This is a genomic window from Mycobacterium sp. NGS45 (assembly GCF_059812645.1).
In genome coordinates, this window is the sequence record NZ_JCALDB010000001.1 from 363,550 (window position 1) to 387,029 (window position 23,480).

At 68.0% G+C, this 23,480-nt stretch carries 21 protein-coding genes, 1 tRNA gene and 1 pseudogene; 13 read left to right on the forward strand and 10 right to left on the reverse strand.

All coding sequences use genetic code 11. The features are described 5' to 3' along the window. Positions 1-248: 248 nt before the first annotated feature. The 4 genes from AC5Y3P_RS01745 to AC5Y3P_RS01760 all read left to right on the forward strand — a co-directional run bounded on the left by AC5Y3P_RS01745 (position 249) and on the right by AC5Y3P_RS01760 (position 3,587). Positions 249-1,883: a fatty acyl-AMP ligase gene (locus tag AC5Y3P_RS01745; protein WP_500044150.1), complete on the forward strand. Its 1,635-nt coding sequence runs from the start codon at positions 249-251 to the stop codon at positions 1,881-1,883. Positions 1,884-1,938: 55 nt separating this feature from the next. Further along, positions 1,939-2,706 (forward strand): thioesterase family protein, encoded by a 768-nt coding sequence (locus AC5Y3P_RS01750; protein ID WP_500044151.1) that lies wholly within the window; start codon positions 1,939-1,941, stop codon positions 2,704-2,706. A 178-nt stretch (positions 2,707-2,884) separates the two neighbouring features. Continuing rightward, on the forward strand, positions 2,885-3,286 hold the full coding sequence (locus AC5Y3P_RS01755) for a DUF4189 domain-containing protein (protein ID WP_500044152.1): 402 nt from the start codon (positions 2,885-2,887) through the stop codon (positions 3,284-3,286). Position 3,287: 1 nt separating this feature from the next. Next, positions 3,288-3,587 carry a hypothetical protein gene (locus AC5Y3P_RS01760; RefSeq protein ID WP_500044153.1) on the forward strand — a complete coding sequence of 100 codons (300 nt, stop codon included), beginning with the start codon at positions 3,288-3,290 and terminating at the stop codon, positions 3,585-3,587. Between the two features lie 58 nt (positions 3,588-3,645). On the opposite strand, the gene pth is transcribed toward AC5Y3P_RS01760, so the two are convergent. The 5 genes and pseudogenes from pth to glmU form a co-directional block, all read right to left on the reverse strand. Next, entirely contained in the window at positions 3,646-4,224 is a 579-nt protein-coding gene (pth, locus tag AC5Y3P_RS01765) for an aminoacyl-tRNA hydrolase (RefSeq protein WP_500044154.1), read from the reverse strand. 6 nt (positions 4,225-4,230) lie between these two features. Further along, complete coding sequence (locus AC5Y3P_RS01770) at positions 4,231-4,881, reverse strand: 50S ribosomal protein L25/general stress protein Ctc (RefSeq protein ID WP_500044155.1); 651 nt, start codon at positions 4,879-4,881, stop codon at positions 4,231-4,233. Positions 4,882-5,101: 220 nt separating this feature from the next. Beyond that, positions 5,102-5,443 (reverse strand): arsenate reductase (glutaredoxin), encoded by a 342-nt coding sequence (arsC, locus tag AC5Y3P_RS01775; protein WP_500044156.1) that lies wholly within the window; start codon positions 5,441-5,443, stop codon positions 5,102-5,104. Between the two features lie 2 nt (positions 5,444-5,445). Next, on the reverse strand, positions 5,446-6,426 hold the full coding sequence (locus AC5Y3P_RS01780) for a ribose-phosphate diphosphokinase (RefSeq protein ID WP_500044273.1): 981 nt from the start codon (positions 6,424-6,426) through the stop codon (positions 5,446-5,448). Between the two features lie 807 nt (positions 6,427-7,233). Next, positions 7,234-8,664 (reverse strand): annotated as a pseudogene (gene glmU, locus AC5Y3P_RS01785) (bifunctional UDP-N-acetylglucosamine diphosphorylase/glucosamine-1-phosphate N-acetyltransferase GlmU); the annotation flags it as partial. 120 nt (positions 8,665-8,784) lie between these two features. Between glmU and AC5Y3P_RS01790 the strand changes: the two are divergent. Beyond that, on the forward strand, positions 8,785-9,765 hold the full coding sequence (locus AC5Y3P_RS01790; RefSeq protein WP_500044157.1) for a DUF1444 domain-containing protein: 981 nt from the start codon (positions 8,785-8,787) through the stop codon (positions 9,763-9,765). Positions 9,766-9,777: 12 nt separating this feature from the next. Here the strand turns inward: AC5Y3P_RS01790 and AC5Y3P_RS01795 are convergent. Next, a tRNA-Gln gene (locus AC5Y3P_RS01795) sits at positions 9,778-9,849 on the reverse strand. A gap of 76 nt (positions 9,850-9,925) precedes the next feature. Between AC5Y3P_RS01795 and AC5Y3P_RS01800 the strand changes: the two genes are divergently transcribed. From AC5Y3P_RS01800 to AC5Y3P_RS01810, 3 genes are all read left to right on the forward strand, one after another. Next, positions 9,926-10,519 (forward strand): TetR/AcrR family transcriptional regulator, encoded by a 594-nt coding sequence (locus tag AC5Y3P_RS01800; protein ID WP_500044274.1) that lies wholly within the window; start codon positions 9,926-9,928, stop codon positions 10,517-10,519. A 66-nt stretch (positions 10,520-10,585) separates the two neighbouring features. After that, positions 10,586-14,263, forward strand: a complete 3,678-nt coding sequence (gene mfd, locus AC5Y3P_RS01805) for a transcription-repair coupling factor (protein WP_500044158.1) — start codon at positions 10,586-10,588, stop codon at positions 14,261-14,263. An 8-nt stretch (positions 14,264-14,271) separates the two neighbouring features. Then, a complete protein-coding gene (locus AC5Y3P_RS01810; protein ID WP_500044159.1) occupies positions 14,272-15,237 on the forward strand; it encodes a nucleoside triphosphate pyrophosphohydrolase in 966 nt (321 codons plus the stop codon). Here the strand turns inward: AC5Y3P_RS01810 and efeB are convergent. From efeB to efeU, 3 genes are read right to left on the reverse strand one after another with little or no spacing between them, the layout of a single operon-like run. Beyond that, the gene (efeB, locus tag AC5Y3P_RS01815) at positions 15,210-16,511 is read right to left on the reverse strand and encodes an iron uptake transporter deferrochelatase/peroxidase subunit (protein ID WP_500044160.1); all 1,302 of its coding nucleotides are present in this window, start codon (positions 16,509-16,511) and stop codon (positions 15,210-15,212) included. The two genes, AC5Y3P_RS01810 and efeB, sit on opposite strands and share 28 nt — an antisense overlap. Beyond that, positions 16,492-17,661 (reverse strand): iron uptake system protein EfeO, encoded by a 1,170-nt coding sequence (gene efeO, locus AC5Y3P_RS01820; protein WP_500044161.1) that lies wholly within the window; start codon positions 17,659-17,661, stop codon positions 16,492-16,494. Before efeO ends, efeB begins: the two co-directional genes overlap by 20 nt. Continuing rightward, positions 17,658-18,584 carry an iron uptake transporter permease EfeU gene (efeU, locus tag AC5Y3P_RS01825; RefSeq protein ID WP_500044162.1) on the reverse strand — a complete coding sequence of 309 codons (927 nt, stop codon included), beginning with the start codon at positions 18,582-18,584 and terminating at the stop codon, positions 17,658-17,660. Before efeU ends, efeO begins: the two co-directional genes overlap by 4 nt. 210 nt (positions 18,585-18,794) lie before the next feature. Between efeU and AC5Y3P_RS01830 the strand changes: the two genes are divergently transcribed. The 5 genes from AC5Y3P_RS01830 to AC5Y3P_RS01850 all read left to right on the forward strand — a co-directional run bounded on the left by AC5Y3P_RS01830 (position 18,795) and on the right by AC5Y3P_RS01850 (position 23,107). Further along, complete coding sequence (locus AC5Y3P_RS01830) at positions 18,795-19,517, forward strand: lytic transglycosylase domain-containing protein (RefSeq protein WP_500044275.1); 723 nt, start codon at positions 18,795-18,797, stop codon at positions 19,515-19,517. A 98-nt stretch (positions 19,518-19,615) separates the two neighbouring features. Beyond that, positions 19,616-20,899 (forward strand): phosphopyruvate hydratase, encoded by a 1,284-nt coding sequence (gene eno / locus AC5Y3P_RS01835; RefSeq protein WP_500044163.1) that lies wholly within the window; start codon positions 19,616-19,618, stop codon positions 20,897-20,899. Positions 20,900-20,953: 54 nt separating this feature from the next. Then, entirely contained in the window at positions 20,954-21,685 is a 732-nt protein-coding gene (locus tag AC5Y3P_RS01840) for an FtsB family cell division protein (RefSeq protein ID WP_500044164.1), read from the forward strand. Next, entirely contained in the window at positions 21,678-22,172 is a 495-nt protein-coding gene (locus tag AC5Y3P_RS01845) for a DUF501 domain-containing protein (RefSeq protein ID WP_500044165.1), read from the forward strand. The genes AC5Y3P_RS01840 and AC5Y3P_RS01845 overlap by 8 nt, the downstream gene beginning before the upstream one ends. Then, positions 22,169-23,107 carry a Ppx/GppA phosphatase family protein gene (locus AC5Y3P_RS01850; protein WP_500044166.1) on the forward strand — a complete coding sequence of 313 codons (939 nt, stop codon included), beginning with the start codon at positions 22,169-22,171 and terminating at the stop codon, positions 23,105-23,107. The genes AC5Y3P_RS01845 and AC5Y3P_RS01850 overlap by 4 nt, the downstream gene beginning before the upstream one ends. Here the strand turns inward: AC5Y3P_RS01850 and AC5Y3P_RS01855 are convergent. After that, the gene (locus AC5Y3P_RS01855) at positions 23,104-23,340 is read right to left on the reverse strand and encodes a hypothetical protein (RefSeq protein WP_500044167.1); all 237 of its coding nucleotides are present in this window, start codon (positions 23,338-23,340) and stop codon (positions 23,104-23,106) included. The genes AC5Y3P_RS01850 and AC5Y3P_RS01855 overlap by 4 nt on opposite strands. Positions 23,341-23,480: the final 140 nt, after the last annotated feature.

Sequence of the window (23,480 nt, forward strand, 5' to 3'; positions counted from 1 at the left end):
TCTCACTCCTCGGCGAAGGTTTGGCAAGTTACTTAAGAGGAGTTTAAGATCGTCGCGGTGATGGGTAACGTCGGCGCAGGAGACGCTTTCACACCCGCCGGTACTGCCGGCGGGGCGTCGGCTCGGCCATTCCGATACCTAACCGCAGCCCAATCGTGTGCGCGCCTACGCCCTGGTCTGCGAATTCAGGCGGAGCATTACCCCTGGACACCGACAACGTTGCCGCTCCGGAAGCCGAGGAGGTCCGCGTGAGCAGGTTCACCGACAAGATGTACGAGAACGCCCGCACCAGCTCGAAGGGCATGGTGACCGGTGAACCGCACGAACCCGTCCGGCACACCTGGGGTGAGGTGCACGAGCGGGCCCGCCGGATCGCCGGCGGCCTGGCCGCCGCCGGAGTGGGCCACGGCGACGCGGTCGGCATGCTGGTCGGCGCTCCGGTGGAGATCGCGCCGTCCGCCCAGGGACTGTGGATGCGCGGTGCCAGCCTGACCATGCTGCACCAGCCGACGCCGCGGACCGATCTGGTGATGTGGGCCGAGGACACCATGAACGTCGTCGGCATGATCGAGGCCAAGGCCGTCATCATCTCCGAGCCGTTCATGGCCGCCGCCCCGGTGCTCGAGGAGAAGGGCCTGACGGTACTCACCGTCGACGCGCTGCTGGCCGCCGATCCGGTCGATCCGATCGAGACCGACGAGGACGACCTCGCGCTGATGCAGCTGACCTCGGGCTCCACCGGGTCGCCCAAGGCCGTGCACATCACGCACCGCAACCTGTGGGCCAACGCCGAGGCGATGTTCGTCGGCGCCCAGTACGACGTCGAGAAGGACGTCATGGTCAGTTGGCTGCCCTGCTTCCACGACATGGGCATGATCGGCTTCCTGACCGTGCCGATGTACTTCGGCGCAGAACTGGTCAAGGTCACCCCGATGGACTTCCTGCGCGACACCCTGCTGTGGGCGCGGCTGATCGACAAGTACAAGGGCACCATGACCGCCGCCCCGAACTTCGCCTATGCGTTGTTCGCCAAGCGGCTGCGCCGCCAGGCCAAGCCCGGCGAATTCGATTTGTCCACGCTGCGTTTCGCGCTCTCCGGCGCCGAGCCGGTGGAGCCGGCCGACGTCGAGGACCTGATCGACGCCGGCAAGCCGTTCGGCCTGAAGGCGTCGGCGATCCTGCCCGCCTACGGCATGGCCGAGGCGACGCTGGCGGTGTCCTTCTCGGAATGCAACGCCGGTCTGGTGGTCGACGAGGTCGACGCCGACCTGCTGGCCGCCCTGCACCAGGCGGTGCCGGCCAGCAAGGGCAACACCAAGCGGCTGGCCTCGCTCGGCCCGCTGCTGCAGGGTCTGGAGGCCCGCATCATCGACGAGCACGGCAACGCCAAGCCGGCCCGCGGGGTCGGTGTCATCGAGTTGCGCGGTGAGGCGATGACCCCGGGCCACACCACGATGGGCGGCTTCATCCCGGCGCAGGACGAGCACGGCTGGTATGACACCGGCGACCTGGGCTACACCATGGAAAACGGCCACATCGTGGTCTGCGGCCGGGTCAAGGACGTCATCATCATGGCCGGCCGCAACATCTACCCGACCGACATCGAGCGGGCCGCCGGCCGGGTCGAGGGTGTGCGCCCCGGGTGTGCGGTGGCGGTCCGGTTGGACGCCGGCCACTCGCGGGAGACCTTCGCGGTGGCGGTGGAATCCAACAACTGGCAGGACCCCGACGAGGTGCACCGGATCGAGCGCCAGGTGGCGCACGAAGTGGTCGCCGAGGTCGACGTCCGGCCGCGCAACGTGGTGGTGCTCGGACCGGGCACCATCCCGAAGACGCCGTCGGGCAAGCTGCGCCGGGCCAACTCGGTGGCCCTGGTCACCTAGACCCCTCCGCGGACTCCGGCTACGACGCTTTGCAGGTGTCGCCGGCCCGGCTGCCATGGCATATTTCGAACCACTCGACGCGCACACGTTTCGTGCCACCGAACACGTCAGCGGCGCGTGGAATCTGGCCGAGCAGCACATCGGCCCGGCATTCGGTCTGCTGACGCATTGCATCGAAGTCGACCGGGACCAGCGCCGCGCCGACGGTTTGGTGATCGGTCGCATCAGTTTCGACATCTTGGGTACCGTGCCGGTCGGCGTCGTCGACACCTCGGTGCAGGTATTGCGGCCGGGCCGCACCATCGAACTCGTGCAAGCCACCCTCGGCTACGACGGCCGCACCATCGTGATTGCGCGCGCGTGGCTGATGCAGCCCGGCGACACCGCCGGACTGGCCGGGACCACGCTGACCGAGATCCCGGGGCCGGCGGAGATGCCGTCCTGGGATCCCACCACGATCTGGCGCGGTGGCTACATCGCCTCCGCCGAGGTGCGCCGCAACTACGTCGAGCCGGGGCGCGCGTGTTACTGGGTGCGTACCCGACAGCCGCTGCTGGCCGATCAGCAGGTGAGCCGGTTGGCCGGTGCCGCAGCGCTTTTCGACATCGCCAACGGTATGGCGGTGTGGGTCAGTCCGGACGACGTGGCGTTTCCCAACCTGGATCTCACCGTGCACTTGTTCACCCAACCGCGCACCGATTGGCTCGGGTTCGACACCACAGTGGCGTTCGGGGCCGACGGTATCGGGTTGACCCACAGCGTCTTGCATGACGAGCGCGGCCCGATCGGTACGGTGTCACAAATCCTCACCGTGCGGCCGTGAGTGACCCGATTTCAATTCTTGAATAAGAAAATTCTATTCGAATTCGGGTATGCATGATCTGCATTGCGCGCCGGGTGCGTACCTGCTGTTGTAATGTTTTTCGCGGATCTTTTGCGCATTTCCGAAGTTCATCGATGAGAGGACCAGAATGGTCAACACTCGTGTAGTTTCCGCGATCGTGGCTGCGGGACTCCTGGGCGCCGGGGTGACCGCCGCCACCGCGTGGGCGGGCGGCCCGGATGGTTATGTCGAGGATCCCGAGGACATCTCGGAGGCCGTGGGCACCGGTGAGTTCCAGGGCACCCTGGTTGGATTCACGGCAACCGGTGACACCAACGAAGAGGCTTCCGCCGCAGTGATCGCCCTGTGTGAGAGCGCCGGTGGTGTCGAGTGCACCAGTGACGAGGTCACCAACGACAACTTGTGCATCGTGTCGGTCGCGAGCGATGTCAGCGGAGTCGTCGCCGGTGGCGCCGGCGCGACGGTGGAGGCAGCCCGTGACGACGCGTTCGCGCGGGCGGCAGCCAACAACACCCCCCTCGACGAGAGCGCCCAGATCGTCGTATCGGCTTGCCCCTGACATGGGCTCGCTGATGTCACGACATGCAACCCATGACCATTTCGGTAGCGGCGCAACCCACAAGGGAGATAACAGAATGACAGGTCGCAAGGCGGCAGTGCTGATGGTGAGTTTGGCTGTGGCAGCGGGACTTTCAGCTCCCGTTGCATTTGCTCGACCGACCTGTCAGAGCACCGACACCAAGACCATCTGCCAGACCAATGGCAGCGTTTCGATCAAGGCGCGGCCGGGCACGGTGGCCCCGCCGGCCAATCAGCCGGTGATTCCCTGGCTGGGCCAGCCGGGAGCGCGTCGTCGCTGAAGCAGCGGAACTGAGCTTCGGCGATCGAACCGACTGAAACGGCGTGCCGGAACCCGCTCTAACCCCAGGCGTGCACGGTGTTCTGGGCGGGTTCCAGGCCCTGTTCCACCAGCAATTCGGCGGCGTCGGCGGCCTGCTCCACGATGGTGGGCACTTCGGCGCGCTCAGCGGCGTTGAAGGCCTCCAGCACGTATGCGGCCGGGTCCTTGCGTCCGGGCGGACGACCGATCCCGACGCGAACCCGCTGAAAATCCTTGGTGCCCAAGGCGGATGCCACCGACCGTAGACCGTTGTGGCCGCCCTCGCCGCCGCCCAGCTTGAGCCGGATCCGGCCGAAGTCGATATCGAGTTCGTCGTGCACCACCACGATGTCGGCCGGCGGAACCGAATAGAACTTGGCCAGCGGGCCGACCTGACGACCCGATTCGTTCATGTACACCCGGGGCTTGGCCAAGATCACCGGCCGGCCGGACAGCCGGCCGGTGATCACCTCGGCACCGGAGCGCTTGTGCACCTTGAAGGTCTCGCGCATCCGGTCGGCGAGGACGTCGACCACCATGAACCCGATGTTGTGTCGGGTCTTGGCGTAGTTCGGTCCGGGGTTGCCCAGGCCGACCACCAGAAGGGCGGCGGCCATCTGAGGCTATTCGGACTCGGGAGCGTCGGCCGCGGCGGCCGGCTCGTCGGCGGCGGCCTCGGCCTCTTCCTCGTCGGCGACCTCACCCTCGAGCTGCTCGGCGGTCGGCGCGACCACGATGTTGATCACCAGGAACTCGGGGTCGGAGACCAGCGAGACGCCCTCGGGCAGCTCGATGTCGCCGGCCAGCACCTGGGTACCGGCCTCGGCACCCTCGACCGACACGGTCAGCTGCTCGGGGATCGACAGCGCCTCGGCCTCGACCTCGATGGTGCTGGCTTCCTGGGTGAGCAGGGTGCCCGGCGCCGGATCGCCCTCGACGACGACGTTGACCTCGACGATCACCTTCTCGCCGCGCTTGACCACCAGCAGGTCGGCGTGCTGGATGTTGCGCCGGATCGGGTGGATCTCCAGCGCCCTGGTCAGCGCCAACTGCTCGGTGCCCTCGATGTCGAGGACCAGCACGGCGTTGGTGCCGGCGTGGCGCAGCACCGCGGCGAATTCGCGGGCCGGCAGCAGCAGGTGGCGCGGGTCGGTGCCGTGGCCGTACAGGACGGCGGGAACCTGGCCGTCGCGGCGGGCCTGCCGGGAGGCGCCCTTGCCGGTCTTGCTGCGGACCGAGACGGTGAGGTGGTTGGAAGTGCTGGCCTTGGCCATGGTGGTCGCTCCTGTGCTGGCTCTACTCGAAGTATTCGGGGCACGGCCAGAGCGGACGATCGCAAAGTATTGCGGGTCCCCGTCGATAACGGTGGTCGAGCCACCCTCGCCGTGACGCCCGGTAGCCTAACCCACCCGCAGCGCAGATCGGAAATTCATACCCGTGATTTCGGTGCGATTACGGGCGCTCACCGCACCCAAACGCACCGAAATCGCCCGGTCAGAGGATGTCGTCGACCGATTCGATCGGCCGGGCCAGCCGGGTGCCCTTGTCGGTGACGACGAACGGGCGCTCGATCAGGATCGGGTGCTCGGCCATGGCGTCGAGCAACTCGTCGTCGGTAGCGTCGGCGAGGTTCAGCTCGGCGTATACCGCTTCCTTCTTGCGCACCGCCTTACGCACCTCGATGCCGGCGTCGGCGATCATCGCGGCCAGCTCGTCGCGGGTCGGCGGGGTCTTCAGGTATTGCACGACTTCGGGCTCGATCCCGTTGCTGCGCAACAACTCCAACGTCTTGCGCGAGGTCGAGCACTTCGGGTTGTGGTAGATGCGTGCGGCCATGGTCAGGCCGATCCGTTGAACAGGCCGGTGACCGAGCCGTTCTCGAACACGGCCCGGATGGTGCTGGCCAGCAACGGGGCGATCGACAACACGGTCAGCTGCGGGAAGAACTTGTCCTCGGTGATCGGCAGGGTGTTGGTGACGATCACCTCTTTGGCGCCGCAATCAGCCAGTCGTTGCGGCGCCGGATAGGACAGCACACCGTGGGTGGCCGCGATCACCACATCGCAGGCGCCGTCTTCCTTGAGCAGCTTGACCGCGCCGGCGATGGTGCCACCGGTGTCGATCATGTCGTCGGTGAGGATGCAGGTCTTGCCCTTGACGTCGCCGACCACACGGTTGGCCACCACCTGGTTCGGCACCAGCGGGTCGCGGGTCTTGTGGATGAACGCCAGCGGGACGCCGCCGAGCGAGTCGGCCCATTTCTCGGCCACCCGCACCCGGCCGGAGTCCGGCGAGACGACCACCATGTCGGTGTTGGAGTACTTCTCGCCGATGTAGCCGCACAGCAGCGACTGTCCGCGCATGTGGTCCACCGGGCCGTCGAAGAAGCCCTGGATCTGGTCGGTGTGCAGGTCGACCGACACGATCCGGTCGGCGCCGGCGGTCTTGAGCAGGTCGGCGACCAGACGGGCCGAGATCGGCTCGCGACCGCGGTGCTTCTTGTCCTGACGCGCGTACGGGTAGAACGGCAGGATCGCGGTGATCCGCTTGGCGCTGCCGCGCTTGAGCGCATCGATCATGATCAGCTGTTCCATCAGGTGCTGGTTCAGCGGAGCGGGATGGCTCTGCAGCACGAAGGCGTCGCAGCCACGCACCGACTCGTCGAACCGGACGAAGATCTCTCCGTTGGCGAAGTCGCGCGCGGTCTGCGCAGTGACGTGCACATCAAGTTCTTTGGCGACCTGGTCGGCAAGTTCGGGATGTGCTCGGCCCGCGAACAACATCAGGTTCTTGCGGTTGTCGGTCCATTCGTAGGTCACTTCAGCGCTGCCCTTGGCCTTGGGGGTGGTAACTGGCCAGCACCGTACCGGCCGCATGGGCAATCGTACGTAGCGTTACCCACGATGCGTTGCCGGGTTGCCAGATTCCCAACGGCAAAGGTCGGTGGAAGCCGGGCCGAGGTCGCGTGTCGCGGCCGGGCCCAGGGGACCGGTCGGTGTTACCGGGTGGTCGGGCATGCTGGTCTGCGGGCCGGTGTGCGGGACCGGTCGGCGTTGCCTGGTGGTCGGGCATGCTGGTCTGCGGACCGGGCTGGACCTGGGGAAATGGCCTCCCGCCGGTCCGACGTCCGATTTGGAAGCACATATACCGGTGTCTCGGCTCTGCGCGACTTTTCCGCGACTTTCTCACCGACAGCGACTTTCTGGCCGACTTTCTCACCTGCCAGCGACCTTCCGGCCGGAGTTGATCCGCCGTCCTGCTCGGAGCTGGTATGGCGTACAACACTATTCGCAGAAATTGAGATCGATCGCACCCCGCCCTGCGCCGCTGCCGAAGTCGCTGAATAGTCGCTCATAGCCGGGCAATTCGGTGGGCACGTCGGCGTCGTGCCTGGTGCGGCGGATGATGCGTGAGTGGGCCATGTGACGGACGAAACGGGGTGAGCCCGACCCGTGACCCGGCCCCACTCAGTAGCTCGCCGGCTCCTAGCCTGCGTCGCCGCCGTCACCCGCGTCGCCGCCGTCACCCGCGTCGCCGCCGTCACCTACCTCGCCGCCGTCACCAGCGTCACCGCCCTGGCCCACGCCACCACCCCGGCCCACGTCGCCTTCACCCGCGCCACCCAAAGCGCGTTGGGCCGCCTCGGCCGCGGCCGTGCCCGGCCGTTTGGCCAGCACCCAACCCTCGATCGTCCGCTGCGCGTTGTCGGACACCGCCAACGCGCCCGGCGGCACATCCTCGCGCAGCACCGTGCCGGCGCCGGTGTAGGCCCCGTCTCCGACGCTCACCGGAGCGACGAACATGGTGTCCGAGCCGGTGCGCACATGCGAGCCGACCGTGGTGCGCCGCTTGGTGGTGCCGTCGTAATTCACGAACACGCTCGATGCGCCGATGTTGCTGTGCTCACCTATGTCGGCATCGCCGACATAGGTCAGGTGCGGCACCTTGGTGCCATTCCCGATCACCGAATTCTTCACCTCGACGAACGCGCCGAGCTTGCCGTCGGCGCCCAACTCGGTCCCGGGCCGCAGGTAGGTGAACGGCCCCACCGTCGCGCCGGCGCCGATGATCGCGCCACCACCATGGGTGCGCAGCACCGAAGCGTCCTCGCCGACGGTGACATCGGTGAGCGTGGTGTCCGGTCCGATGTTGCACCGCGCGCCAATCGTGGTGCGGCCCAACAACTGTGTCCCCGGCTGGATCACGGTGTCGCGCCCGACGGTGACGTCGATGTCGATCCAGGTGCTGGCCGGGTCGACGACGGTGACCCCGGAGCGCTGCACGGCCGCCACGATCCGCCGGTTCAGCTCGGCGGCCAGCGTCGACAGCTGAACCCGATCGTTGACACCGGTGACCAACGCGCTGTCATCGACGTGCCGAGCGCTCACGGTCTGCCCGGCGGCCCGCACGATCCCGATCACGTCGGTCAGATACAACTCCTGCTGGGCGTTGTCGGCCGAGAGTTGATCGAGCGCCGAGCGCAGCGGCGCGATGTCGAACGCGTACACCCCGGCGTTGACCTCGCGGATCGCGCGCTGTGATTCGGTGGCGTCGGCCTCCTCGACGATCGCGATCACCTCACCGTCCTGGGTGCGCAGAATGCGTCCATAACCGGTCGAGTCGGGCAGCGTCGTGGTCAAGACGGTGACGGTGGCGGCGCTGTCGTGATGAGCGTCGATCAAACCGGCCAGCGTGTCGGCGTCGAGCAGCGGAACGTCACCTGCGGTCACCACCACGGTTCCGCTGAAATCCGAGGGCAGCGCATCCAACCCGCACAGCACGGCATGCCCGGTGCCCAGTTGCCGATCCTGGATGGCGATGTCGATGCTGCGGCCCAACTCGTCGGCCAGTGCGGTGACCGCCGGCGTGATCCGTTCCCGGTCCTTGCCCAGCACCACGACCAGGCGTTCCGGCCCGACCTTGGCCACCGAATGCAATGCGTGCGCGAGCATGCTGCGCCCGGCCAGGGTGTGCAGCACCTTCGGGGTGTCCGACCGCATCCGGGTGCCGGCCCCGGCTGCCAGCACTACGACGGCGGATTCGCCTCGTGTCGTCATTCAGCTTCGCCTTCCTGCCGCGCCCGTCACGTGCGGTCACTCCCCAGCGTGTCATTGTGCGCGGAGCACGAGCAAAACTGGTGCAGTTGCGCACCGCGCTGCCCACTTACGATCCCAGGTATGACTGTGGCCGACGCGCCCGCCGTGCCGATGGACTGGTCCCAAGCCCAAAGCCGACTGCGTTCGGTGCTGCGTCCGGTCAGCCACGTCAACGCGATGTCGATGGGACAGTTCAAGCCCTGGATCCGTCACCTGTGGCCGTTCGTCACCGAAATGGTGGTCATCGACCTGCCGGAAGGCCGTGCCGCCGTCACCCAGCGCGAAACCGACTACTGGGGCATCAGCGCCGACCAGGCCTTCGCCGTCGGGCGCGGCAATCTGCCCGCGATCGGTGCGGACCTCACGGCGGGCCAGAACTACACCCTGGTCGACGCCGACGGCTCCAGCTACGCCGACTCCGCGATCCTGCGCGACGGCTGGTTCGCGGCGCTGGCCGGAGCAGGGCGCGCCGGCCGTCCGGTGGTGTGCTTCCCAGGCGACGGCACCTTGCTGATCGGCGTCGACGACGGCAGCGCCGCCAGCGACGACGGGATCTGCGCCCTGTTCGAGGCCGCCGAGCAGGTCTACGCCGACGCCGAGCTGCCGATCTCGCCGCAGGGCTACACCATCCAGGCCGGCAGCGTCGTGCCGTTCGACCAGGCCGGCCCCCACCCGCACCGGCAGCTGGGCCTGCGGGCGCGCGCACTGCTGGCGGTCCGTGAATACGGCGCCCAACACGCGGTACTGGCCGACTACTACCGGGCCAACTCGTTGGACCCCTACATCGGGGAACTGCAGCTCATCGACACCCCGCGCGGTGCGGCGACGGTGGCGACCTGGAGCGAAGGCATTCGGTGGGAGCTGCCGCACGCCGACTACGTGATGCTGGTCGCCGAGGACCACTCCGAGTCGATCCTGGTGCCGTTCTCGGTGGTCGTCGACGTGGTCGGGATCCTGCCGCAACCGGCCATGCTGCCGCTGCGGTACCGGGCCTACGAATGGCCGACCGAGCAGCAAATGGACGTGCTGCGGGCGCACAACGTGCAGATGAGCACCGGCTGAACCGGTGCGAAGCTCCGTCGCCAGGACTCGAACCTGAACTATCTGAACCAAAATCAGAGGTGCTGCCGATTACACCACGACGGACTGATGCCGCAGGGCAGTCTATACGCTGGTGATCGTGGCAGCCCCGGACAAAGAGGTACGGCCGGTACGGGCACGGATGACCGGCACCGAACGCCGACGTCAGCTCATCGACATCGCCCGCTCGCTGTTCGCCGAACGCGGCTATGACGCCACCTCGATCGAGGAGATCGCGCAGCGCGCCAACGTCTCCAAACCGGTGGTCTACGAGCACTTCGGCGGTAAGGAAGGCCTGTACGCCGTGGTCGTCGACCGGGAGATGTCGGCGCTGCTCGACGGCATCACGTCGTCGCTGACGAACAACCGGTCCCGGGTCCGCATCGAGCGGGTCGCGCTGGCGTTGCTGACCTACGTCGAGGAGCGCACCGACGGGTTCCGGATCATGATCCGCGACTCGCCGGCGTCGATCTCGTCGGGCACCTACTCCAGCCTGCTCAACGACGCGGTCAACCAGGTCAGCTCGATCCTGGCCGGCGACTTCGCGCGCCGCGGCCTGGACCCCGAGTTGGCCCCGCTGTACGCGCAGGCGCTGGTCGGTTCGGTGTCGATGACCGCCCAGTGGTGGCTCGACGCCCGCGAACCGAAGAAGGAAGTGGTCGCCGCGCACCTGGTGAACCTGGTGTGGAACGGTTTGACCCACCTGGAAGCCGACCCGCACCTGCAGGACGAATAGCACTGAGCGGGACGTCTCCGACGTGAGCGTCATCACCAAGGCCCGCGTCCTACACTGGCTTTCATCATGACCGCACCGGGGCACACCCATGTCCAGACCCCGATTGCGGGGGTCATCGAGCTGGCGCTGAGCGCGGCTCCCTTCAACGAACTCGTCGAGCAGGCCAAGGCCCGCCCCGACGAGCTGCGCCTGGTCGCGCCTGCCGCGGCCCGGGTGTTCGTGGCGGCCGCGCTGGCTGTCGGTGGACCGCTGTTGGTGGTGACCGCGACCGGCCGCGAAGCCGAGGATCTGACCGCGGAGCTGCGCGGGGTGTTCGGCGAGGCGGCCGCGCTGTTCCCGTCCTGGGAGACGCTGCCGCACGAGCGGCTGTCCCCGGGCGTGGACACCGTGGCCACCCGGCTGCTGCTGCTGCATCGGCTCGCGCATCCCGACGACGCCCGGCTCGGCCCGCCGCTGCAGGTGGTGGTCACCACGGCGCGGTCGCTGCTGCAGCCGATGGCGCACGGCCCCGGCGCGGCCAGCGACATCGAACCGGTGCGGCTGGCCCTCGGCGACGAGGTCGGCTTCGAGGACACCATCGCCCGGCTGGTCGAGCTGGCCTATACCCGGGTCGACATGGTCGGCAAGCGCGGCGAGTTCGCGGTGCGCGGCGGCATCCTGGACGTCTTCCCGCCCACCGCCGAACATCCGGTGCGCGTCGAGTTCTGGGGCGACGAGGTCTCCGAGATGCGGATGTTCAGCGTCGCCGACCAGCGGTCGATCACCGAAGTCCCGATCGACTTCATGATCGCGATGCCGTGCCGCGAGCTGCTGTTGACCGAGGACGCTCGGGCCCGCGCGGCCCAACTGGCCGGGGCTCGGCCGCAGACCGACAACACTGTGGTCGGCACGGTGGGGGACATGCTGGCCAAACTCGCCGAGGGCATCCCGGTCGACGGCATGGAAGCGCTGATGCCGGTGCTGCACCCGGGTGAGCCCGCGTTGCTCACCGACCAGTTGCCGGCCGGCACCCCGGTGCTGGTGTGCGACCCGGAGAAGGTGCGCACCCGGGCCGCCGACCTGATCCGCACCGGCCGGGAATTCCTGGAGGCGTCCTGGTCGGTCGCCGCGCTCGGCGGCGACGCGCCGGTCGACGTCGAGCAGCTCGGCGGTTCAGGTTTCCGCGAGCTGGCCGAGGTGGCCGACAGCGCCCGCTCCGGTGGTCACCCGTGGTGGACGCTCTCGCAGCTGCCCGACGAGTCCGCCACTGAACTCGACGTGCGTCCGGCGCCGTCGGCGCGTGAAGGCCGCGGGGTGGCCAACGTCGAGGCGATCTTCGCGATGCTGCGCGCCCACGTCGCCACCGGCGGCAGCGCCGCGGTCATCACCCCGGGCACCGGCACCGCGCAGCGCACGGTCGAGCAGCTGCGTGAATCCGACACTCCGGCAACCATGTTGGAGTCGGGCGCGACACCCACGCCGGGTGTGGTCGGGGTGCTCAAGGGACCGCTGCACGACGGGTTGGTGGTGCCCGGCGCCAACCTGGTGGTGATCACCGAAACCGATCTGACCGGCAACCGGGTCACGGCCACCGAAGGCAAACGGCTTGCGGCCAAACGCCGTAACACCGTGGACCCGCTGGCCTTGACGGCCGGCGACCTGGTGGTGCACGACCAGCACGGCATCGGCAAGTTCGTCGAGATGACCGAACGCACGGTGGGCGGGGCGCGCCGGGAATACCTGGTGTTGGAGTATGCGTCGGCCAAGCGCGGTGGCGGTTCGGACAAACTGTTCGTGCCGATGGACTCGCTGGACCAACTGTCCCGCTACGTCGGCGGTCAGGCGCCGAGCCTGAGCCGGCTCGGCGGCAGCGACTGGACCAACACCAAGACCAAGGCGCGCAAGGCGGTTCGCGAGATCGCCACCGAACTGGTCGCGCTGTACGCCAAGCGGCAAGCTGCACCCGGATACGCGTTCGGCCCGGACACGCCCTGGCAGGCCGAGATGGAGGACGCGTTCGGCTTCACCGAAACCGTCGACCAGATGACGGCCATCGCCGAGGTCAAGGCCGACATGGAAAAGCCGATCCCGATGGACCGGGTGATCTGCGGCGACGTCGGCTACGGCAAGACCGAGATCGCGGTACGTGCGGCGTTCAAAGCCGTGCAGGACGGCAAGCAGGTGGCGGTGCTGGTACCCACCACACTGCTGGCCGATCAGCATCTGCAGACCTTCACCGCCCGGATGGCCGGCTTCCCGGTCACCGTCAAGGGGCTGTCGCGGTTCACCGACCCGACTGAATCCAAGGCCGTCGTCGAGGGAATGGCCGACGGCTCAGTCGATGTCGTGATCGGCACGCATCGGCTGCTGCAGACCGGGGTGCGCTGGAAGGACCTGGGGTTGGTGATCGTCGACGAGGAGCAGCGCTTCGGTGTCGAGCACAAGGAACACATCAAGGGCCTGCGCAGCCACGTCGACGTGCTCACCATGAGCGCCACCCCGATTCCGCGCACCCTGGAGATGAGCCTGGCCGGCATCCGCGAGATGTCGACCATCCTCACCCCGCCCGAGGAACGTTTCCCGGTGCTTACCTACGTGGGCCCGCACGACGACAAACAGGTCGCCGCGGCGCTGCGCCGGGAGTTGCTACGAGACGGGCAGGCGTTCTACATCCACAACCGGGTCAGCTCGATCGACAGGGCCGCGGCCCGGGTGCGGACCTTGGTGCCCGAGGCGCGAGTGGTGGTGGCGCACGGCCAGATGCCCGAGGAGCAACTGGAGAAGACGGTCGAGGGGTTCTGGAACCGCGAGTTCGACATCCTGGTCTGCACCACGATCGTCGAAACCGGTCTGGACATCTCGAACGCCAACACGTTGATCGTGGAACGCGCCGACACGTTCGGTCTGTCGCAGCTGCATCAGCTGCGCGGCCGGGTGGGGCGCAGCCGGGAACGTGGCTACGCCTACTTCCTGTACCCCACCGATTCGCCGCTCACCGAAACCGCCTACGACCGGTTGGCGACCATTGCGCAGAACAACGAGTTGGGCGCGGGCATGGCCGTGGCGATGAAGGACCTGGAGATCCGCGGGGCCGGCAACGTGTTGGGTGTGGAGCAGTCCGGGCATGTGGCCGGCGTCGGCTTCGACCTGTACGTGCGGTTGGTCGGCGAAGCCGTGGAGGCGTACCGCGCCGCGGCTGACGGTGAAACCGTCAGTGGCCCAACCGAACCCAAGGATGTACGGATCGATCTGCCGGTCGACGCGCACCTGCCGCCGGATTACATCGGCAGCGACCGGCTGCGGCTGGAGGGCTACCGGCGGCTGGCGGCGGCGCCTGATGAGGCGGCGCTGCGGGCCGTGGTGGAAGAACTCACCGACCGCTACGGCCCGCTGCCGGAACCGGCCCGCCGGTTGGTTGCGGTGGCCCGACTGCGGCTGCTGTGCCGCGAGTACGGCGTGACCGAACTGTCCGCGACGGGCTCGGCCAACCAGGCTTCCACGTTGCGGTTGGCGCCGATGACGCTGCCCGATTCTGCGCAGATCCGGCTCAAGCGGATGTACCCGGCCGCCAACTACCGGGCCACCACCGCAACCGTGCAGGTGCCGATCCCGCGGGTCGGCGGCGGTGTCGCAGCGCCTCGGCTGCGGGATCTGGAGTTGGTGCAGATGGTGGCGGATCTGTTGTTGGCGTTGGACGGTCGCCCGCAAGGTGAGGTTGACGTCAGCGCGCTGACCGAGCCGGTGGCCAGTCCGACGGGGGCGTGAGGGGAGCGATGACGGTCATCCTGGTCGATCCGCAACGGCCCACCTGGGTGCCGGTGGAGGCGGTGTCGCTGCTGGCCGGTGACGTGCAGTACACCGAGGAGCTGCCGGTGAAGGTGGCCTGGTCGCTGCCCTCGGCGCGGCCGGTGCACACCGGTGAGCAGGCACCGACGCTGTTGTCCTCGGATCCGCGCCACCCGGCGGTGCGAAGCCGGGTCGAGGCCGGTGAAAAGCTGCTGGCCGCACCCGAACCGCGGGCCGGGGAACGCCTGGTCGAGGCCGTCGCGGTGATGGATCAGTTGCGCACCGCCGGGCCGTGGGAAAGTGAACAAACCCACGACTCGCTGCGCCGCTATCTGCTCGAGGAGACCTACGAGCTGTTCGACGCGGTGCGCAGCGGGGACGCCGAGGAGCTGTGCAGCGAACTCGGAGATGTGTTGCTGCAAGTGCTGTTTCACGCCCGGATCGCCGAGGATGCTCCCGAGCACCCGTTCGGCATCGACGACGTCGCCGATGCGTTGGTGCGCAAGCTGGCCAACCGGGTGCCCGCGGTGCTGGCCGGCGAAGAGGTGTCACTCGAAGAGCAGATCGCGCAGTGGGAAGAGCGCAAGGCGCTGGAGAAACGCAACCGTAGTTCCGCGATGGACGACGTGCCGACCGGGCAGCCGGCGTTGGCGCTGGCGCAGAAGGTGCTCAGCCGCGCCGAACAGGCCGGCGTGCCCGCGGATCTGGTTCCCGCCGCCATCGTGACGGTTGCGGTGTCTGCCGATGTGGACGCCGAGAATGCGCTGCGCACAGCTGTTTTGGAGTTCATGGACGACGTGCGCGCGGCCGAGTCGGCGATCGCGGCCGCGCGCGGAGACCTGGACGCGGCCGCGGTGACCTCGGCCGGCGCCGACGAATGGCGTGCAGCCTGGCCGGCCAACCCCGAGCCGACCGAACCCGAGGCTCAACCGAACAGCGTCGAGCCCCAGTAGCCGTCGGCGTCGCCGTCGGGAATGCCCGGAGGCACTGCGAACACCGCCGAGCCGGTGTGGGTGATGTATTCGTTGAGCAGGTCGTTGCGGGACAGCTTGCTCTGCACCGGGATGAACCCGGTCACCGGGTTGCGCACGAATGCGATGAAGAACAGCCCCGCGTCCAGATGGCCGAAACCGTCACTGCCGTCGGTGAAGTTGTAGCCGCGACGCAGCAACTCCACACCATCGTTGTGTTCCGGGGCGGCCAGCCGCACGTGCGCGAACTCGTCGATCGCCGGTTCGCCGTCAGCGCCGAGCAGCTCAAAATCCAGCGGCTCGAACTCCTCAGCCAAGCCGTTGGGCGCCCCAGATCCCTTGGCTCGGCCGATCACCCGTTCCTGCTCCAGCAGCGTGGTGCGGTCCCAGGATTCGATCAGCATCCGGATCCGGCGGGTCACCATGTAGGTGCCACCGGTCAACCATCCCGGGCCGTCGCCGTCGGCCACCCACACGTCCCGGTCCAGGATCTCGGTGTCCTCGGCCTTGACGTTGTTAGTTCCGTCCTTGAACCCGAACAGGTTTCGCGGTGTGGTCTGGCTGCGCGTGGTCGACGAGGTCCGGCCGAAACCGAGCTGCGAGTAGCGCACCGCCGCGGTACCGAAGCCGACCCGGGCCAGGTTGCGGACCGCGTGCACCGCGACCTGCGGGTCGTTGGCGCACGCCTGGATGCAGATGTCGCCGCCGCAGCGGGCCGGGTCGAGGGTCTCGTTGGGGAACTTGGGCAGGTCGGCCAGTGGCTCGGGACGCAGGTGCGCGACGCCGAACCGGTCGACTCCGTCCTTTTCGAACAAGGTGGGGCCGAAGCCGATGGTCAGCGTCAGCTGGGAGGCCGGCAGCCCCAGCGCCTCGCCGGTATCCGCCGGTGGCGCATAGGGATTGAGCCCGATCGCGCCATCGGGGACGGTCTCCTGGCCGCGGGTCATCCGCTCGGCCATCCGCGTCCACTCCTGGAGCATGGCCACCAGTTCGGCGCGGTCCTCGGTGGTGACGTCGAAGCTCGCCAGGTGCATCCGGTCCTGGGCTTCGGTGACGATGCCGGCTTGGTGCACACCACGGAACGGAACCGACGCGTGCGGTGCTCCGGTGTCGTGGGCCGCGGTGGCCCGGCCGGCCAGCATCCCGGCGCCGGCCGCACCCGCCACCGCCGCGCCGACGCCGGCGGCGCCGATCAACCTGCGTCGGGAAAACCCTTCCCGGGCAGGCGATGCCGAGTCACTGCCCGGCGATGACACCTTGCACCTGGCTGACCTCCTTGCTCAGCGCGTCGATGGCGCGCGAGAGTTCCTTGCGTTCGGCCTCGGACACCTTGTCGTAGGGCACGAAGCCCTCGCCGGCGCGCAGTCGCATCAGCAGGTCCTCGACCTCGGCGAAGCGCTGATCGACCCGCTTGCCCAGTTCCGGATCCCGCTCGTCGAGGATCGGGCGCACCGAGGCGACCGCGGTTTGCGATCCCTGCACGTTGGCGTTGAAATCCCACAGGTCGGTGTGGCTGAAGATGTCTTCCTCGCCGGTGATCTTGCTCTTGGCGACCTCGTCGAGCAGGCCTTGCGCCCCGCCGGCGATCTGGGTGGAGTCGATCTTCCAATCCGGCGACTTCACCCCGTCGGCGAGTTCCTTGACGTCGGCCACCAGCTGGTCAGCGATCGCATTGGTGTCCGGTTGCAGGCCGGTCACCCACAGGTCCTTCTCCAACCGGTGGAAACCGGTCCACTTCTGGTCCCCGACCACATCGGCCTCACGTTGGTCGATCCGCGGATCGAGGTCGTTGGGGAACGACTCGGCGACCGGTTCGATGCGCTCGTAGTAGGTGCGCGAGATCGGGAACTGTTGCTTGGCAGCTTCGATGTCGCCGCGCTTGATGGCATCGACGAACTGCTGCACGGCCGGGACCAGGGCGTCGACCTGGCTGATCACGTAGCGCTTGTAACTGTCGGCGGCTTCCTTGAACTTGCCTTCGGTGTCGATCTGCACGGCCTCACCGGTCACGGTGAAGTCGTGCCGGATGCCGTCGCCGACCATGCCCGGTTTGCACGCGACCTGGAAGACGCCAGGTTCGGTGAGTTGCACGATCAGCTTGCGGGACAGCCCGGGGCCGATGTTCTCCACCTCGCCCATCACGCGTTCGCCGGCGCTGTAGACGTAGAACTCGGTGACCTTGTCGCCGTTGTTGGTGATCTGGAAGGTGTTGGCTCCGGTGCTGCCCTCGGTGGCCGACAGCTCGCAGCTGTCGTCGGTCGCGGTGACCGTGATCGGCTCCGCGGTGCTGCCGTCGCCGTCACTGGCGGTGTCCTTGGCTTGGCAAGCGGCCAATGACAGACCGGTCAGCACGGCGGCGGTCACGGCCAGGCCGGTCTTGGCGGACAGCGCAGGAATCAGGTTCACGGAGTCGACCTTTCGGAGTCGGGCAGGGATGCGGAGGTTTTCGGAGCAGGCGCGCTTCGCGAGGTCGGCAGCAGGAACACGGTCAGCACGATGATCAGGTACGCCGACCAAGCCAGCAACTGCGCGACGGTGGGGGTCGGCGTGATGTTGAAGACGCCCTGGATGAACTCGACGACCGCGCGCATGAACCAGTTGTCCCAGTCGAACCACGCGGTCAGGTCGAAGGCCTTGCGGTTGAGGATCGGCAGCCAGCCGACGGTCTGCAGTGCCCCGATCCCGTAGGACAGGATGCCGGCGGCCACCACGATCAGGAACACACCGGTGTAACGGAAGAACTTGCCCAGATCGAGTTTCACGGCGCCGCGGTACATGCCGACCGCGATCGCCGCGGCCAGCAGTACCCCGACGATCAGTCCGCCCAGCGGGAGCAGCGCGCCTTCGGCGGCGTAGCCCACCATGAACAGTGCGGTTTCGGCGCCTTCCCGGCCGACCGCGAGAAACGCCAGGGTCAGCACCGCCAGGTTGCCCGCTTCGAGCGCCTCGCTCAGTTCGGCGCGCAACTGCCCGGAGATGCCGGCGGCGGCTTTGCGCATCCACAACACCATCGTGGTGACGATCACGACCGCGATCAGCGATGCGATACCCGCCATCGCTTCGGCGGCCAGATCGGTCAGGGTGTTCTCACCGAGCTGGATGATCAGAAAGATCGCCAGCGTCATCACGATCGCGGCCGTCACACCCAGCCACACCCACTTGAGCGCGTCGCGCCGACCGGACTTGACCAGGAAGGCCACCAGGATCATCACCACGATCGAGGCCTCCAGGCCTTCGCGCAGTCCGATCAGGGCGCTACCGAATACCTGGGAGGTGGTGCTGGGGCTGGCCATCAGCACCGTGCCGGAGATGTCTCCGAGGAAGATCATCGTGTGTCCTCGCTGCAATGCTTCGCACTGGTCAGCGCTGGCCAGGCTAGGTATGGCTCACCTACGCGGCAAGCGATTAGGACGCTACACCCTCGCAGGGCGGCAGCGCGGTGCACGAAGCTAATTCCCAGCCATGCGACTATGGGCGCTAACTCAGGAGCGACCTAGTAGGGCCGACGGCGGTCCAAGAGGGGTATCGGGAACGTGTCGGTGCGTTGGCTGCAGTCCGCTGCGGTGGTCGGCGCAACCGTCCTGTTGCTGGCCTCCAGCTGTTCCTGGCTGGTCCCGTCACCGATGCCGGAGGGCATCCCGCCGCCGGCCGGCGACCCGGTCCCGGCCATCGACACCTACGTCAAGGGCCGGCCGGCCGATCAGCTGCACAACTGGGCGGCCGCGCGGGCCCCGTCGCTGGACATCCCGGTCACCGCGCTGGAGGCCTACGCCTACGCGGCCCGGGTTGCCGAGGTGGAGAATCCGCGTTGCCAGCTGAAATGGACGACGTTGGCCGGCATCGGCATGGTGGAAAGTCACCACGGCACCTACCGCGGCGCCACCCTCGCGCCCAACGGCGATGTCTCGCCGCCGATCCGCGGAGTCCAACTCGACGGCACCTCGGGCAACCTCAAGATCGAGGACACCGACGGCGGCAAACTCGACGGCGACCCGACGATGGACCGGGCCATGGGGCCCATGCAGTTCATCCCGGAGACCTGGAAGATCTACAAGGTCGATGCCAACAACGACGGCGTCATCAGCCCGGACAACATCGATGACGCCGCGTTGTCGGCAGCCGGCTATCTGTGCTCGCGCGGTAAGGATCTGTCCACGCCGGAAGGCTGGATCACGGCGCTGCGCGCCTACAACCATTCCGATCAGTACGCCCGGATGGTGCGGGATTGGGCCACCGCCTACGCCGCAGGCCACTCGCTGTAAGGGCGGGTTCCGCGGCGCGGCCGGTCCGCGATTAGGCTGATGGCCGCGCAGCACCCGAGAAGGCACGCGCAGCATCGGCGAAGGCAAAGGAGACAGCAGTGCCCATCATCGAGCAGGTCGCGGCCCGAGAGATCCTCGACTCCCGCGGCAACCCGACCGTCGAGGTCGAAGTTGCCCTGATCGACGGCACCTACGCGCGGGCCGCGGTGCCCTCGGGTGCCTCCACCGGCGAGCACGAAGCCGTCGAGTTGCGCGACGGCGGTGAGCGCTACCTGGGCAAGGGAGTGCTGAAGGCCGTGGAGGCGGTGCTCGACGAGATCGCCCCGGCGGTGATCGGGCTGTCCGCCGACGAGCAGCGCGTCGTCGACCAGGCTCTGGTCGACCTGGACGGCACCCCGGACAAGTCCCGGCTGGGCGCCAACGCCATCCTCGGCGTTTCGCTGGCCGTGGCCAAGGCTGCCGCCGACTCCGCCGAGCTGCCGCTGTTCCGCTACCTGGGCGGCCCGAACGCGCACATCCTGCCGGTGCCGATGATGAACATCCTCAACGGCGGTGCGCACGCCGACACCGGGGTGGATGTGCAGGAATTCATGATCGCCCCGATCGGCGCGGCCACCTTCAAGGAGTCGCTGCGCTGGGGCGCCGAGATCTACCACACGCTCAAGTCGGTGCTCAAGAAGCAGGGCTTGGCCACCGGTCTGGGCGACGAGGGCGGTTTCGCGCCTGACGTTGCCGGCACCCGCGCGGCCCTGGACCTGATCAGCTCGGCCATCGACACGGCCGGGTTCAAGTTGGGCACCGATGTGGCGCTGGCCCTCGACGTCGCGGCCACCGAGTTCTACACCGCCGGTACCGGTTACGCGTTCGAGAAGCAGACCCGCAGCGCCGAGGAGATGGCGGCCTTTTACGAGGAGCTGATCGGCGCCTATCCGCTGGTGTCCATCGAGGATCCGCTCTCCGAGGACGACTGGGACGGCTGGGTGGCGCTGACCACCGCGATCGGCGACAAGATCCAGCTCGTCGGCGACGACCTGTTCGTCACCAACCCCGAACGCCTGGAAGAGGGCATCGAAAAGTGTGCCGGCAACGCGTTGCTGGTGAAGGTAAACCAGATCGGCACGTTGACCGAGACGCTGGATGCCGTCGCGCTGGCGCACAACAGCGGCTACCGCACCATGATGAGCCACCGCTCCGGGGAAACCGAGGACACCACCATCGCCGATCTGGCGGTTGCGGTCGGCAGCGGCCAGATCAAGACCGGTGCGCCGGCCCGCAGCGAGCGGGTGGCCAAGTACAACCAGCTGCTGCGCATCGAGGAAGCCCTCGGTGACGCCGCACGCTACGCCGGTGATCTGGCCTTCCCCAGGTTCGAGAGCAAGTAGCCGACAGCGCGCGTTGCTGCGCGGTATTCGGCTGCGCCGGTAGCCTCAACGACGATGCCTGACCCCAAGCGGCCCGACCCCAAGCGGCGTTCTCCGACCTCACGGCCGGCGACTGCCGGCCGGTCGGGTGGTGCGCCGCGGGGTGCCGCGCGCAAGGCGACGGCCAAGCCGTCGGCCGCGCGCAAGGAAGTCCGCACCCCGGACAAGCCGGAAGCCCAGCAGCAGAAGGCCAAACCGGAGATCGTCGAGCCGGCGCGGCAGAACCTGGCTGCCGCCGCAGAGCAGCAGGCCGAACAACGGCTGGGGTTCACTGCGCGGCGCGCGGCCATCCTGGCCGCGGTGGTGTGTGTGCTGACGTTGACCATCGCCGGGCCGGTGCGCACCTACTTCGCGCAGCGCACCGAGATGAAGCAGTTGGCCGCCACCGAGGCGTCGCTGCGTGCGCAGATCGCCGAGCTCGAACAGCAGAAGGACAAGTTGGGGGACCCGGCGTACATCGCCGCGCAGGCCCGCGAGCGGCTCGGTTTCGTGATGCCCGGTGAGATCCCGTATCAGGTGCAGTTGCCGCCCGGGTCCGTTCCGGTCGAGGACGGCGGTGACGCGCCGACCGTGACGCTCAGTAACGACCCGTGGTACACCGCGCTGTGGAAGACCATCGCCGACACTCCGCATCCGCCGCCGGCCGCGCCGGCGCTGCCGGAGCCGCCGGTGACACCGGGCAGTGTTCCGCCACCGCCGCCGGAGGGCGAGCCGGTGCCGGTCGACGGGGAGCAGCCCGGTGGTTGAACCAGCCGACCTCGAGGTGGTGGCCCGTCAGCTCGGCCGGGAGCCGCGCGGCGTACTGGAGATCTCCTACCGTTGCCCCAACGGAGAGCCGGCCGTGGTCAAGACCGCACCGAAACTGCCTGACGGAACTCCATTTCCGACGCTGTACTACCTGACGCATCCGGCGTTGACGGCGGCCGCAAGCCGGCTGGAAACCGCCGGTTTGATGCGCGACATGACCGAACGGTTGGGCGCCGATGCCGAACTGGCCGCCGCCTACCGCCGCGCCCACGAGTCCTATCTGGCCGAGCGCAATGCCATCGAGGACCTGGGGACGACGTTCACCGGCGGCGGGATGCCGGATCGGGTCAAGTGCCTGCACGTCTTGATCGCGCATTCGCTGGCCAAGGGTCCCGGGGTCAATCCGTTCGGCGACGAAACGCTGGCCATCTTGGCCACCGAACCGGCGATGGCCGGAATCCTGGTGAAGGAGGACTGGATTCGATGACGCGTGTCGGAGCGATCGACTGCGGCACCAACTCGATCCGGCTGTTGATCGCCGATGTGGGCGAGGACGGCCTGACCGACGTATTGCGCACCATGCAGATCGTGCGGTTGGGCGAGGGGGTCGACGCCACCGGGCAGCTGGCCCCGGCGGCCATCGAACGCACCCGAGTGGCGCTGGTCGAATACGCCGAACTGCTACGCACGCATCAGGTTTCGCGGGTCCGGATGGTGGCGACCTCGGCTACCCGGGACGCCGGCAACCGCGACGAGTTCTTCTCGATGACGGCGCAGGTGCTCGGCGCCGTGGTACCCGGCGCGGTGGCCGAGGTGATCAGCGGGACCGAGGAGGCCGAGCTGTCCTTCACCGGGGCGGTCGCCGAACTGGACTCGGCGGCAGCACCTTTCGTCGTCGTCGACCTTGGCGGAGGCTCCACCGAGGTGGTGCTCGGTGAGGATGGGGTGGCGGCGTCACACTCCACCGACATCGGGTGTGTCCGGCTCACCGAGCGCTGCCTGCATTCGGATCCGCCCACCGAGGCCGAAGTGGTCGAAGCCCGCGCGGTGGCGCGCGCGAAACTCGAAGAGGCATTGGCCGCGGTGCCGGTGGTGCGGGCGAAGACCTGGGTCGGGGTGGCGGGCACGTTCACCACGATCGCCGCGCTGGCGCACCGACTGTCCAGCTACGACCCGGAGGCCATTCACCTGTCCGAGGTCGGCTTCGGCGATCTGGAACAGGTGTGCAAAGAGCTGATCACCATGACCCGCAAGCAGCGAGCTGCGTTGGGCCCCATGCACGAAGGCCGCGTCGACGTGATCGGCGGCGGGGCGATCGTGGTCGATGAATTGGCCCGGATGCTGGGGGAGCGGGCCGGTATCGACACCTTGACGGTCAGTGAGCACGACATCCTGGACGGCATCGCGCTGTCGATCGTCTAGCGTTCGGCCGGGTAGCGCAGCACCGTCTCGTCTTCGAACAGCGGTAGCGCGAAACCGATTCCGTCTTCGGTACCAACCGACAGTACGTACAGCAACGCTTCGGCGGGATGGTCGCGACCGGTCGGCATCATCGCCGGTGGCCCGAAGCCGAGGAAGATCAGCCGTTCCTCGGGGTGGTCGTGCCGGCCGATGATCTCCCCGTGTTGCAGTTCGGTGGCGTGCGCCTCGGGCATACCGCGACTCTACTGAGCGCACATCCGCGGGCGATGGATCAGGTCGGGTGGGCCAGGAACGCAATCAGCCGGCGGGTGGACCCGCCGGCTGATCAGCTGGATTCGTTACGGTCTGACTCGGCAGCCGCTGCCGATGTTGT